Below are 13987 nucleotides of genomic sequence, written 5' to 3'. Positions count from 1 at the left end.
TGAAAGCCTATACATACATAATGATGGGGTGGAGAATATGATGGAAAAGACTTTTATCATGGTGAAACCAGACGGTGTCCAACGTCAGCTCATTGGGGACATTTTATCTAGATTCGAACGTAAGGGCTTACAATTAGCTGGCGCCAAGTTAATGAGAGTGACTGAACAAATGGCTGAGAAACACTACGCCGAACATCAAGGTAAGCCTTTCTTCGGAGAGCTCGTTGAGTTTATTACTTCAGGACCTGTATTCGCAATGGTGTGGGAAGGCGAAAATGTCATTGAAGTGACGAGACAGCTGATCGGGAAAACAAACCCTAAAGAAGCTTTACCTGGTACGATTCGTGGGGATTATGGCATGTTTGTCGGAAAAAACATCATCCACGGCTCTGATTCTCTCGAAAGTGCAGAACGCGAGATTAACATTTTCTTTAAGAATGAAGAATTAGTATCATATCAGCAGCTTATGGCAGGCTGGATCTATTAATCATTGTGAAAATAAGCAACAGAGCCGGCAACATATAACGCCGCCGGTTTTTGTTCTGTTTTGTAAAGGTTTACATTAAAGTGAATAAAGGGTTGAATGGCAGTGTGCATCAGACCTCTGCCTTTCCCAACGATCTAAAATCAGCTGAAAAGCTGATTTTTTTATTGAAACAATACAATTTCCTGATAAAACAAGCTATACTAGGACAAAAAGACAGCGAGACTGGGAGAGTAGAGATGGATACATACAGCGTATTTACAACGAAATGGAAACAATTAACCGGAGTCGATTTAACACTATATAAAGAAGCACAAATGAAGAGAAGGCTAACGTCACTTTATGAGAAAAAGGGGTTCCAAAGCTTTAAGGACTTTGCTGCGGCATTGGAAAAGGATCAAGCTCTCTTAAATGAAACATTGGACAGAATGACGATCAATGTTTCAGAATTTTATCGTAATTATAAAAGATGGGAAGTTCTTGAGACTGCAATTCTGCCGTTAATCAAGACCTCTAGGCCTTTAAAAATTTGGAGTGCCGCCTGCTCAACGGGGGAGGAGCCATACACGCTTGCCATGCTTTTGGACCAGCAAAAAGGTCTTCCGGGCTATCAGATTTTAGCGACGGATATTGATGAAAAAGCATTGGAAAAAGCGAAAAAAGGCGTTTATCAGGAGCGGTCTTTACAGGAAGTGCCGCTATCTGTGAAAGATCGTTATTTTACGCAAAACGCAAATAGAAGTTATGAAGTGAAAACGGAAATCAAAAAGAATATTACATTCAAAAAGCACAATTTGCTGGCGGATCGTTATGAACAAGACTTTGACTTAATCGTGTGCCGCAATGTATTTATTTATTTTACAGAAAGCGCGAAGGAAGAGCTGTATTTAAAAATGGCACATAGCTTGAAGAAGAATGGAGTTCTTTTTGTCGGCAGCACCGAGCAAATCTTCAATCCCGAGAAATTTGGCCTAGTCCCAGCCGATACATTCTTTTATCAAAAAAGATAGACTGACTTTTTGCTGAAAAATATGTTATAGTAGTCTTACTTAAAAGCGTTAATGCGATGAAGGGAGAAGAAGTCATGAGATATTTAACAGCCGGAGAATCACACGGCCCCCAACTGACAACCATTATTGAGGGTGTACCTGCCGGGCTTTACATAACGGAGGAAGATATCAATTTTGAGCTTGCCAGACGCCAAAAAGGACACGGCCGCGGCCGCCGCATGCAGATCGAAAAAGACCAGGCCAAAATTATGAGCGGGGTGCGCCATGCACGTACACTCGGTTCACCAATTGCTCTCGTAGTTGAAAATAACGATTGGAAGCATTGGACAAAAATCATGGGCGCCGCTCCAATTACAGAAGATGAAGAAAAGGAAATGAAGCGCCAGATTTCCAGACCTAGACCTGGGCACGCTGACTTAAACGGTGCAATTAAATATAATCATCGTGATATGAGAAATGTGCTTGAGCGTTCTTCAGCAAGGGAAACAACTGTCAGAGTGGCGGCAGGGGCTGTAGCTAAAAAGATTCTTTCTGAGCTTGGCATTAAGGTGGCGGGCCACGTGTTGCAAATTGGCGCTGTTAAAGCTGAAAAAACAGAATATACGTCAATTGAAGACCTGCAGCGCGTAACGGAAGAGTCTCCTGTCAGATGCTACGATGAAGAGGCAGGCAAAAAAATGATGGCTGCCATTGATGAAGCAAAGGCAAACGGAGATTCCATCGGCGGAATAGTAGAAGTCATTGTCGAGGGAATGCCGGTAGGCGTGGGCAGCTATGTCCATTATGACCGCAAACTGGATAGCAAGCTTGCTGCCGCTGTACTGTCAATTAATGCATTTAAAGGTGTGGAATTCGGGATCGGATTTGAGGCGGCAGGCCGAAATGGAAGCGAAGTCCATGACGAGATCATTTGGGACGAGGAAAAAGGATACACCCGTGCTACTAACAGACTTGGCGGACTGGAAGGCGGCATGACGACAGGGATGCCAATCGTTGTCCGCGGAGTCATGAAGCCGATTCCGACTTTGTATAAACCGCTGAAAAGTGTCGATATTGAAACGAAAGAACCGTTTTCCGCCAGCATTGAACGTTCAGACAGCTGTGCTGTTCCTGCAGCAAGTGTAGTCGCTGAAGCGGCTGTCGCTTGGGAAATTGCGAACGCAGTCGTTGAACAATTCGGATTAGATCAAATTGACCGCATTAGAGAAAATGTGGAGAATATGAGAAAACTGTCGAGGGAATTTTAATGAAGACACTGCATGTTCAAACTGCTTCCTCGTCATATCCTGTTTTTATCGGACAAGGTATCAGAAAAAAGGCTTGCGAACTATTAACCTCTTTAAACAGGCCTTTAACAAGGATTATGCTTGTCACGGATGAAGAGGTGGACCGCCTGTATGGTGATGAAATGCTCCATTTGCTGCAAGATAAATGGCCTGTGAAAAAAGTGACGGTACCGAGTGGAGAGCAGGCAAAATCCATGGACATGTACACAAAATTGCAGAGTGAAGCGATTCGTTTTCATTTGGATCGCTCCTCATGCATCATCGCATTCGGTGGCGGTGTTGTAGGGGATCTTGCCGGTTTTGTGGCTGCCACTTTTATGCGCGGCATTGATTTCATCCAAATGCCTACGACGCTCTTGGCGCATGACAGCGCAGTCGGAGGAAAAGTAGCCGTGAACCATCCGCTTGGAAAAAATCTAATCGGTGCGTTTTATCAGCCGAAAGCCGTGCTCTATGATACAGATTTCCTGCGTTCTCTGCCTGAAAAAGAGCTTAGGTCCGGAATGGCAGAAGTGATTAAACACGCTTTCATCTATGACAGAGCGTTTCTGGAGGAGCTGCTGAATATCCACTCACTGCGTGATATCACTAATGATCAGCTGAATGACATGATTTTTAAAGGCATTTCAATTAAAGCGTCTGTCGTTCAGCAGGATGAAAAAGAAGAGGGGATAAGAGCTTACTTAAACTTCGGGCATACGCTCGGTCATGCCGTTGAGGCGGAATATGGATACGGGCAGATCACTCACGGTGATGCCGTAGCCCTTGGAATGCAGTTTGCTTTATATATAAGCGAAAAGACTGTAGGCTGTGAAATGGACAGAAAACGTTTGGTCAGCTGGCTAAAAAGCCTGGGTTATCCAAGTCAAATCAGAAAAGAGACGGAAACTTCGGTTCTCTTGGACCGTATGATGAATGATAAGAAAACCCGTGGCGGGAAGATTCAGTTTATTGTGCTCAACGAATTAGGGAAAGTTGCTGATCATACATTTTCCAGAAATGAACTTGAGAGCTGGCTGAACAAATGGCGATTGGAGGAGACATCATGATGATTCGCGGAATTCGCGGAGCAACTACAGTTGAACGGGATACTGAAGAAGAAATTTTACAAAAAACTAAACAGCTGTTAGAGAAAATCATAGAAGAAAATCATACAAAACCGGAAGATGTTGTTCAAATGCTTCTGTCGGCTACACCTGATTTGCACGCTGTTTTCCCGGCAAAAGCTGTTCGCGAGCTTTCAGGATGGCAGTATGTACCGGTAACATGTATGCAGGAAATGGACGTAACAGGCGGTCTGAAAAAGTGCATAAGAGTCATGATGACGGTCCAGACAGATGTCCCTCAGGATCAGATCAGACATGTATATTTAGAAAAAGCTGTCGTATTGAGGCCCGATTTATCATTGACAAAAAATACTGAATTGTAATACGATAAGAACAGCTTAGAAATACACAAGAGTGTGTATAAAGCAATTAGAATGAGTTGAGTTAGAGAATAGGGTAGCAGAGAATGAGTTTAGTTGAGCTGAGACATTATGTTTATTCTACCCAAAAGAAGTCTTTCTTTTGGGTTTATTTGTTATATAGTATTTTATCCTCTCATGCCATCTTCTCATTCTCCTTGCCATAAGGAGTGAGAGCAATGAATTTCCAATCAAACATTTCCGCATTTTTAGAGGACAGCTTGTCCCACCACACGATACCGATTGTGGAGACCTTCACAGTCGATACACTGACACCCATTCAAATGATAGAGAAGCTTGACAGGGAGATTACGTATCTTCTTGAAAGCAAGGATGATACATCCACTTGGTCCAGATATTCGTTTATCGGCCTGAATCCATTTCTCACAATTAAAGAAGAGCAGGGCCGTTTTTCGGCCGCTGATCAGGACAGCAAATCTCTTTACACAGGAAATGAACTAAAAGAAGTGCTGAACTGGATGAATACCACATACAAAATCAAAACACCTCAGCTTGGCATTCCTTTTGTCGGCGGAGCTGTCGGGTACTTAAGCTATGATATGATCCCGCTGATTGAGCCTTCTGTTCCTTCGCATACAAAAGAAACAAACATGGAAAAGTGCATGCTGTTTGTTTGCCGGACATTAATTGCGTATGATCATGAAACCAAAAACGTCCACTTTATCCAATATGCAAGGCTTAATGGAGAGGAAACAAAAAACGAAAAAATGGATGTATTCCATCAAAATCATCTGGAGCTTCAAAATCTCATTGAAAAAATGATGGACCAAAAAAACATAAAAGAGCTGTTTCTCTCTGCTGATTCATACAAGACGCCCAGCTTTGAGACGGTATCTTCTAATTATGAAAAATCGGCTTTTATGGCTGATGTAGAAAAAATCAAAAGCTATATAAAAGCAGGAGATATCTTCCAGGGTGTTTTATCACAAAAATTTGAGGTGCCGATAAAAGCAGATGCTTTTGAGTTATACCGAGTGCTTAGGATCGTCAATCCTTCGCCGTATATGTATTATATGAAACTGCTAGACAGAGAAATAGTCGGCAGCTCTCCGGAACGGTTAATACACGTTCAAGACGGGCACTTAGAAATCCATCCGATTGCCGGTACGAGAAAACGCGGCGCAGACAAAGCTGAAGATGAGAGACTGAAGGTTGAGCTGATGAAGGATGAAAAAGAAAAGGCGGAGCATTACATGCTCGTTGATCTTGCCCGAAACGATATCGGCAGAGTAGCAGAGTATGGTTCTGTTTCTGTGCCGGAGTTCACAAAAATTGTCTCCTTTTCACATGTCATGCACATTATCTCGGTGGTTACAGGCCGATTGAAAAAAGGGGTTCATCCTGTCGATGCACTGATGTCTGCTTTCCCAGCGGGGACTTTAACAGGCGCACCCAAAATCCGTGCCATGCAGCTTTTGCAAGAGCTCGAGCCAACACCGAGAGAGACATACGGAGGATGTATTGCCTACATTGGGTTTGACGGGAATATCGACTCTTGTATTACGATTCGCACGATGAGTGTAAAGAACGGCGTTGCATCGATACAGGCAGGTGCTGGCATTGTTGCTGATTCTGTTCCGGAAGCCGAATACGAAGAAAGCTGTAATAAAGCCGGTGCGTTGCTGAAAACGATTCATATTGCAGAAGACATGTTTCATAGCAAGGAGGATAAAGCTGATGAACAGATTTCTACAATTGTGCGTTGACGGAAAAACCCTTACTGCCGGTGAGGCTGAAACGCTGATGAATATGATGATGGCAGCGGAAATGACTCCTTCTGAAATGGGGGGTATATTGTCAATTCTTGCTCATCGGGGGGAGACGCCAGAAGAGCTTGCGGGTTTTGTGAAGGCAATGCGGGCACACGCTCTTACAGTCGATGGACTTCCTGATATTGTTGATACATGCGGAACAGGGGGAGACGGTATTTCCACTTTTAATATCTCAACGGCCTCGGCAATTGTTGCCTCGGCAGCTGGTGCGAAAATCGCTAAGCATGGCAATCGCTCTGTCTCTTCTAAAAGCGGAAGCGCTGATGTTTTAGAGGAGCTAGAGGTTTCTATTCAAACCACTCCCGAAAAGGTCAAAAGCAGCATTGAAACAAACAACATGGGATTTCTTTTTGCGCCGCTTTACCATTCGTCTATGAAACATGTAGCAGGTACTAGAAAAGAGCTAGGTTTCAGAACGGTATTTAATCTGCTTGGGCCGCTCAGCAATCCTTTACAGGCGAAGCGTCAGGTGATTGGGGTCTATTCTGTTGAAAAAGCTGGACTGATGGCAAGCGCACTGGAGACGTTTCAGCCGAAGCACGTCATGTTTGTATCAAGCCGTGACGGTTTAGATGAGCTTTCAATTACAGCACCGACCGACGTGATTGAATTAAAGGACGGAGAGCGCCGGGAATATACCGTTTCACCCGAAGATTTCGGTTTCACAAATGGCAGACTTGAAGATTTACAGGTGCAGTCACCGAAAGAGAGCGCCTATCTCATTCAGAATATTTTTGAAAATAAAAGCAGCAGTTCCGCTTTATCTATTACGGCTTTTAATGCGGGAGCTGCGATTTACACGGCGGGAATTACCGCCTCACTGAAGGAAGGAACGGAGCTGGCGTTAGAGACGATTACAAGCGGAGGCGCTGCCGCGCAGCTTGAACGACTAAAGCAGAAAGAGGAAGAGATCTATGCTTGAAAAAATCATCAAACAAAAGAAAGAAGAAGTGAAAACACTGGTTCTGCCGGTAGAGCAGCCTTTCGAGAAACGTTCATTTAAGGAGGCGCTGGCAAGCCCGAATCGGTTTATCGGGTTGATTGCCGAAGTGAAGAAAGCATCGCCGTCAAAAGGGCTTATTAAAGAGGATTTTGTACCTGTGCAGATTGCAAAAGACTATGAGGCTGCGAAGGCAGATGCGATTTCCGTTTTAACAGACACCCCGTTTTTTCAAGGGGAAAACAGCTATTTATCAGACGTAAAGCGTGCTGTTTCGATTCCTGTACTTAGAAAAGATTTTATTATTGATTCTCTTCAAGTAGAGGAATCAAGAAGAATCGGAGCGGATGCCATATTGTTAATCGGCGAGGTGCTTGATCCCTTACACCTTCATGAATTATATCTTGAAGCAGGTGAAAAGGGGATGGACGTGTTAGTGGAGGTTCATGATGCATCAACGCTAGAACAAATATTGAAAGTGTTCACACCCGACATTCTCGGCGTAAATAATCGAAACCTAAAAACGTTTGAAACATCTGTAAAGCAGACAGAACAAATCGCATCTCTCGTTCCGAAAGAATCCTTGCTTGTCAGCGAAAGCGGAATCGGTTCTTTAGAACATTTAACATTTGTCAATGAACATGGGGCGCGATCTGTACTTATCGGTGAATCATTGATGAGACAAACTTCTCAGCGTAAAGCAATCCATGCTTTGTTTAGGGAGTGAGGTTGTGAAGAAACCGGCATTAAAATATTGCGGTATTCGGTCACTAAAGGATTTGCAGCTTGCGGCGGAATCACAGGCTGATTACCTAGGATTTATTTTTGCTGAAAGCAAACGAAAAGTATCTCCGGAAAATGTGAAAAAATGGCTGAACCAAGTTCGTGTCGAAAAACAGGTTGCAGGTGTTTTTGTTAATGAATCAATAGAGACGATGTCACGTATTGCCAAGAGCTTGAAGCTCGACGTCATTCAGCTTCACGGTGATGAAAAACCGACGGATGCTGATGCTCTTCGCAAGCTGACTGGCTGTGAAATATGGAAGGCGCTTCACCATCAGGATAACACAACTCAAGAAATAGCCCGCTTTAAAGATAATGTTGACGGCTTTGTGATTGATTCATCTGTAAAAGGGTCTAGAGGCGGAACTGGTGTTGCATTTTCTTGGGAATGTGTGCCGGAATATCAGCAGGCGGCTATTGGTAAACGTTGCTTTATCGCTGGCGGCGTGAATCCGGATAGCATCACCAGCCTATTGAAATGGCAGCCAGAAGGAATTGACCTTGCCAGCGGAATTGAAAAAAACGGACAAAAAGATCAGAATCTGATGAGGCTTTTAGAAGAAAGGATGAACCGATATGTATCCATATCCGAATGAAATAGGCAGATACGGTGATTTTGGCGGAAAGTTTGTTCCGGAAACACTCATGCAGCCGTTAGATGAAATAGAAACAGCATTTAAGCAAATCAAGGATGATCCTGTTTTTCGTGAAGAATATTATAAGCTGTTAAAGGACTATTCCGGACGGCCGACTGCATTAACATACGCTGATCGAGTCACTGAATACTTAGGCGGCGCGAAAATCTATTTGAAACGAGAAGATTTAAACCATACAGGTTCTCATAAAATCAATAATGCGCTAGGTCAAGCGCTGCTTGCTAAAAAAATGGGCAAAACGAAAATCATTGCTGAAACCGGTGCTGGCCAGCATGGCGTTGCCGCTGCAACAGTTGCAGCCAAATTCGGCTTTTCCTGTACTGTGTTTATGGGTGAAGAGGATGTTGCCCGCCAGTCTCTGAACGTTTTCCGCATGAAGCTTCTTGGAGCGGAGGTAGTGCCTGTAACAAGCGGAAACGGAACATTGAAGGATGCCACAAATGAGGCGATCCGGTACTGGGTTCAGCATTGTGAGGATCACTTTTATATGATTGGATCAGTTGTCGGCCCGCATCCTTATCCGCAAGTGGTCCGTGAATTTCAAAAAATGATCGGAGAGGAAGCGAAGGACCAGTTGAAACGTATTGAAGGCACTCTGCCTGATAAAGTAGTGGCATGTGTAGGCGGAGGAAGCAATGCGATAGGTATGTTTCAGGCATTTTTAAATGAAGATGTTGAACTGATCGGCGCTGAAGCAGCAGGAAAAGGAATTGATACGCCTCTTCATGCCGCCACTATTTCGAAAGGAACCGTAGGGGTTATTCACGGTTCATTGACTTATCTCATTCAGGATGAATTCGGGCAAATTATTGAGCCCTACTCTATTTCAGCCGGTCTCGACTATCCTGGAATCGGTCCGGAGCACGCACACTTGCATAAGAGCGGCCGTGTCACTTATGACAGTATCACTGATGAAGAAGCGGTGGATGCATTAAAGCTTTTGTCAGAAAAAGAGGGGATTTTGCCGGCAATCGAATCTGCCCATGCGTTAGCGAAAGCATTCAAACTCGCCAAAGGAATGGATCGCGGTCAACTCATTCTCGTCTGTTTATCAGGACGGGGAGACAAGGATGTCAACACATTAATGAAGGTATTGGAAGAAGAGGTGAAAGCCCATGTTTAAATTGGATCTTCAACCATCAGAAAAATTGTTTATCCCGTTTATTACGGCGGGCGATCCAGTTCCTGAGGTTTCGATTGAACTGGCGAAGTCGCTTCAAAAAGCAGGCGCCACAGCATTGGAGCTTGGTGTTGCATACTCTGACCCGCTTGCAGACGGTCCGGTGATCCAGCGGGCTTCAAAGCGGGCGCTTGATCAAGGAATGAATATCGTAAAGGCAATCGAATTAGGCGGAGAAATGAAAAAAAACGGAGTGAATATTCCGATTATCCTCTTTACGTATTATAATCCTGTGTTACAATTGAACAAAGAATACTTTTTCGCTTTACTGCGGGAAAATCATATTGACGGTCTGCTTGTTCCGGATCTGCCATTAGAAGAAAGCAACAGCCTTCAAGAGGAATGTAAAAGCCATGAGGTGACGTATATTTCTTTGGTTGCGCCGACAAGCGAAAGCCGTTTGAAAACCATTATTGAACAAGCCGAGGGGTTCGTCTACTGTGTATCTTCTCTGGGTGTGACCGGTGTCCGCAATGAGTTCAATTCATCCGTGTACCCGTTCATTCGTACTGTGAAGAATCTCAGCACTGTTCCGGTTGCTGTAGGGTTCGGTATATCAAACCGTGAACAGGTCATAAAGATGAATGAAATTAGTGACGGTGTCGTAGTGGGAAGTGCGCTCGTCAGAAAAATAGAAGAATTAAAGGACCGGCTCATCAGCGCTGAAACGAGAAATCAGGCGCTGCAGGAGTTTGAGGATTATGCAATGGCGTTTAGCGGCTTGTACAGTTTAAAATGAGGTGACTGATTTGCGTATCAAAGAACATTTAAAACAGCTGAAGCCTTATCAGCCTGGAAAGCCGATTGAAGCAGTGAAATCAGAATATGGCTTGGATAAAGTTGTGAAGCTTGCTTCAAACGAGAATCCTTACGGCTGTTCAGAGGCTGCAAAAGAGGCGCTTCATCATGAGATTCAACAGCTAGCCCTTTACCCGGACGGGTATAGCGCCGCTTTGCGGACAAGGCTCAGTAAGCACCTCAATGTCAGCGAAACATCACTTATTTTCGGCAACGGTTCTGATGAAATCATACAGATCATCTGCCGGGCATTTTTAAACGATAAAACAAACACGGTTACTGCTGCCCCCACTTTTCCGCAATATAAACATAATGCGGTTATTGAAGGTGCTGAAGTACGTGAAATTGCACTTCGTCCCGACGGCTCACATGATTTAGACGCCATGTTAGAAGCCATCGACGAACAGACACAAGTCGTTTGGATATGCAGCCCGAATAATCCGACTGGCACTTATACATCTGAAGGAGAATTACTCGCATTTCTGGAGCGCGTTCCTTCTCGTGTCCTTGTCGTTCTTGACGAAGCATATTATGAATATGTAACAGCAGAGGATTACCCGGAAACCGTGCCGCTCTTAAGCAAGTATTCCAATTTGATGATTTTGCGCACATTTTCAAAGGCATACGGTCTGGCAGCGCTCAGAGTCGGATACGGAATTGCTGACGAGAACCTGATTCGCCAGATTGAGCCGGCGAGAGAGCCGTTTAATACCAGCCGTCTGGGCCAGGCTGCGGCGATTGCAGCACTTGATGATCAAGCGTTTATTGCTTCCTGTGTCGAGCAAAATAATGCAGGCCTTCAGCAGTATTATGATTTTGCGAAAACTCATGGTTTAAAGTGCTACCCTTCACAGACAAATTTTGTGTTAATTGACTTTAAACGTCCTGCTGATGAACTGTTTCAGGCTCTGCTGGAAAAAGGCTATATCGTCCGGTCAGGAAACGCATTAGGTTTCCCGACATCACTCCGGATTACGATCGGAACAAAAGAGCAAAATGAAGAAATACTTGCCATTTTAGCTGAAATTTTATAAGAGGTGATCAAATATCACCTCTTTAGTCTATAAACCAGGTGATGACGTATGAATCAAATGAAAGATACAATATTGCTCGCCGGTCTCGGATTGATAGGCGGTTCGATTGCCCTAGCCATCAAAAAAAATCATCCCGGCAAACGGATTATCGGAATCGACATCTCTGATGAACAGGCGGTAGCGGCATTAAAATTAGGCGTGATAGACGATCGTGCTGATTCGTTTATTAGCGGTGTGAAAGAGGCAGCTACAGTAATCATTGCGACACCTGTTGAACAAACACTGGTTATGCTTGAAGAGCTGGCTCATTCAGGAATTGAACATGAGCTTTTGATTACGGATGTAGGAAGCACAAAGCAAAAAGTGGTTGATTACGCTGATCAAGTGCTGCCTAGCCGCTATCAATTTGTCGGAGGGCATCCGATGGCGGGTTCACATAAATCAGGAGTGGCCGCTGCGAAGGAGTTCCTGTTTGAAAATGCATTTTATATTTTAACGCCAGGCCAGAAAACGGACAAACAAGCTGTGGAACAGTTAAAAAACCTGCTGAAGGGGACGAATGCCCATTTTGTGGAAATGTCGCCCGAGGAGCATGATGGCGTTACAAGTGTAATCAGTCATTTTCCGCATATTGTAGCAGCCAGTCTTGTTCACCAAACCCATCATTCGGAAAACCTGTATCCGCTTGTTAAGCGTTTTGCTGCCGGCGGATTCAGAGATATTACAAGGATTGCATCAAGCAGCCCGGCAATGTGGCGGGATATTTTATTACATAATAAAGATAAAATCTTAGACCGTTTTGATGAGTGGATTCGTGAAATTGACAAGATCCGTACATATGTAGAACAAGAAGATGCGGAAAATCTATTTCGTTATTTTAAAACCGCCAAGGATTATCGCGACGGGCTGCCGCTTCGGCAGAAGGGAGCGATACCTGCATTTTATGATTTATATGTGGATGTACCCGATCATCCGGGTGTGATATCCGAGATAACAGCGATTTTAGCTGCGGAACGCATCAGTATCACGAATATCCGCATTATCGAAACACGAGAAGATATTAACGGGATTTTAAGGATCAGTTTTCAGTCTGATGACGACCGCAAAAGGGCAGAACAATGCATTGAAGCCCGGGCGGAATATGAAACTTTTTATGCTGATTGAGGTGGAAAAAATGAAACGAGAAAAGGTGCAGACCTTACATGGAGAAATACATATTCCCGGTGATAAATCCATTTCTCACCGCTCTGTTATGTTTGGCGCGCTAGCGGCAGGCACAACAACAGTTAAAAACTTTCTGCCGGGAGCAGATTGTCTGAGCACGATCGATTGCTTTAGAAAAATGGGTGTTCACATTGAGCAAAGCGGCAGCGATGTCGTGATTCACGGAAAAGGAATCGATGCCCTGAAAGAGCCAGAAAGCCTTTTAGATGTCGGAAATTCAGGTACAACCATTCGCCTGATGCTCGGAATATTGGCGGGCCGACCTTTTTACAGCGCGGTAGCCGGAGATGAGAGCATTGCGAAGCGCCCAATGAAGCGTGTGACTGAGCCTTTGAAAAAAATGGGGGCTAAAATCGACGGCAGAGCCGGCGGAGAGTTTACACCGCTGTCAGTGAGCGGCGCTTCATTAAAAGGAATTGATTATGTATCACCTGTTGCAAGCGCGCAAATTAAATCTGCTGTTTTGCTGGCCGGATTACAGGCTGAGGGCACAACAACTGTCACAGAGCCCCATAAATCTCGGGACCACACTGAGCGGATGCTTTCTGCTTTTGGCGTTAAGCTTTCTGAAGATCAAACGAGTGTTTCCATTGCTGGTGGCCAGAAACTGACAGCTGCTGATATTTTTGTTCCTGGAGACATTTCTTCAGCCGCGTTTTTCCTTGCTGCTGGCGCGATGGTTCCAAACAGCAGAATTGTATTGAAAAACGTAGGTTTAAATCCGACTCGGACAGGTATTATTGACGTCCTTCAAAACATGGGGGCAAAACTTGAAATCAAACCATCTGCTGATAGTGGTGCAGAGCCTTATGGAGATTTGATTATAGAAACGTCATCTCTAAAGGCAGTTGAAATCGGAGGAGATATTATTCCGCGTTTAATTGATGAGATCCCTATCATCGCGCTTCTTGCGACTCAGGCGGAAGGAACCACCGTTATCAAGGACGCGGCAGAGCTAAAAGTGAAAGAAACAAACCGCATTGATACTGTTGTTTCTGAGCTTCGCAAGCTGGGTGCTGAAATTGAACCGACAGCAGATGGAATGAAGGTTTATGGCAAACAAACGTTGAAAGGCGGCGCTGCAGTGTCCAGCCACGGAGATCATCGAATCGGAATGATGCTTGGTATTGCTTCCTGTATAACGGAGGAGCCGATTGAAATCGAGCACACGGATGCCATTCACGTTTCTTATCCAACCTTCTTCGAGCATTTAAATAAGCTTTCGAAAAAATCCTGAAGTTTTACTTCAGGATTTTTTATGCAGATCATAATTTGAGGCAAAAAAACATAGCTTGTCTTATAGAGGGGATAGAAAAACGAAAAGGGGGGATGTG

General features: G+C 44.3%; 14 protein-coding genes. All 14 read left to right on the top strand.

Going from position 1 to position 13987, the window contains the following annotated elements:
- The first annotated feature begins 37 nt into the window (after window positions 1–37).
- Window positions 38–487, top strand: a complete 450-nt coding sequence (gene ndk, locus NST79_RS11820) for a nucleoside-diphosphate kinase (RefSeq protein WP_010886554.1) — start codon at window positions 38–40, stop codon at window positions 485–487.
- Window positions 488–723: 236 nt separating this feature from the next.
- Complete coding sequence (gene cheR / locus NST79_RS11815) at window positions 724–1494, top strand: protein-glutamate O-methyltransferase CheR (RefSeq protein WP_003230589.1); 771 nt, start codon at window positions 724–726, stop codon at window positions 1492–1494.
- A gap of 74 nt (window positions 1495–1568) precedes the next feature.
- On the top strand, window positions 1569–2741 hold the full coding sequence (aroC, locus tag NST79_RS11810; RefSeq protein ID WP_004398727.1) for a chorismate synthase: 1173 nt from the start codon (window positions 1569–1571) through the stop codon (window positions 2739–2741).
- A complete protein-coding gene (aroB, locus tag NST79_RS11805; RefSeq protein ID WP_014480126.1) occupies window positions 2741–3829 on the top strand; it encodes a 3-dehydroquinate synthase in 1089 nt (362 codons plus the stop codon). The genes aroC and aroB overlap by 1 nt, the downstream gene beginning before the upstream one ends.
- Window positions 3826–4209, top strand: a complete 384-nt coding sequence (aroH, locus tag NST79_RS11800; RefSeq protein WP_004398675.1) for a chorismate mutase — start codon at window positions 3826–3828, stop codon at window positions 4207–4209. The genes aroB and aroH overlap by 4 nt, the downstream gene beginning before the upstream one ends.
- A 215-nt stretch (window positions 4210–4424) precedes the next feature.
- Window positions 4425–5972, top strand: coding sequence for an anthranilate synthase component I (gene trpE, locus NST79_RS11795; RefSeq protein WP_212060708.1), 1548 nt, complete (start codon window positions 4425–4427; stop codon window positions 5970–5972).
- Window positions 5944–6960, top strand: coding sequence for an anthranilate phosphoribosyltransferase (gene trpD / locus NST79_RS11790; protein ID WP_003245959.1), 1017 nt, complete (start codon window positions 5944–5946; stop codon window positions 6958–6960). The genes trpE and trpD overlap by 29 nt, the downstream gene beginning before the upstream one ends.
- Window positions 6953–7705 (top strand): indole-3-glycerol phosphate synthase TrpC, encoded by a 753-nt coding sequence (gene trpC, locus NST79_RS11785; RefSeq protein ID WP_212060706.1) that lies wholly within the window; start codon window positions 6953–6955, stop codon window positions 7703–7705. Before trpD ends, trpC begins: the two co-directional genes overlap by 8 nt.
- Before the next feature lie 4 nt (window positions 7706–7709).
- Window positions 7710–8357, top strand: coding sequence for a phosphoribosylanthranilate isomerase (locus NST79_RS11780; protein WP_212060704.1), 648 nt, complete (start codon window positions 7710–7712; stop codon window positions 8355–8357).
- Entirely contained in the window at window positions 8338–9540 is a 1203-nt protein-coding gene (gene trpB, locus NST79_RS11775) for a tryptophan synthase subunit beta (protein WP_032726041.1), read from the top strand. Before NST79_RS11780 ends, trpB begins: the two co-directional genes overlap by 20 nt.
- Window positions 9533–10336, top strand: a complete 804-nt coding sequence (gene trpA / locus NST79_RS11770; RefSeq protein ID WP_003230608.1) for a tryptophan synthase subunit alpha — start codon at window positions 9533–9535, stop codon at window positions 10334–10336. Before trpB ends, trpA begins: the two co-directional genes overlap by 8 nt.
- Before the next feature lie 10 nt (window positions 10337–10346).
- Complete coding sequence (gene hisC, locus NST79_RS11765) at window positions 10347–11429, top strand: histidinol-phosphate transaminase (protein ID WP_004399129.1); 1083 nt, start codon at window positions 10347–10349, stop codon at window positions 11427–11429.
- A gap of 48 nt (window positions 11430–11477) precedes the next feature.
- Window positions 11478–12593 (top strand): prephenate dehydrogenase, encoded by a 1116-nt coding sequence (locus NST79_RS11760; protein WP_003230615.1) that lies wholly within the window; start codon window positions 11478–11480, stop codon window positions 12591–12593.
- Window positions 12594–12603: 10 nt separating this feature from the next.
- Window positions 12604–13890 carry a 3-phosphoshikimate 1-carboxyvinyltransferase gene (gene aroA / locus NST79_RS11755; protein ID WP_032722382.1) on the top strand — a complete coding sequence of 429 codons (1287 nt, stop codon included), beginning with the start codon at window positions 12604–12606 and terminating at the stop codon, window positions 13888–13890.
- Window positions 13891–13987 lie beyond the last annotated feature (97 nt).

Origin of the sequence: Bacillus sp. PS196, from assembly GCF_037963555.1 — a bacterium.
Classification (GTDB): domain Bacteria; phylum Bacillota; class Bacilli; order Bacillales; family Bacillaceae; genus Bacillus; species Bacillus subtilis.
Note: the sequence above shows the minus strand (reverse complement) of the source record. Positions and strands in the feature narration are given on the sequence as shown.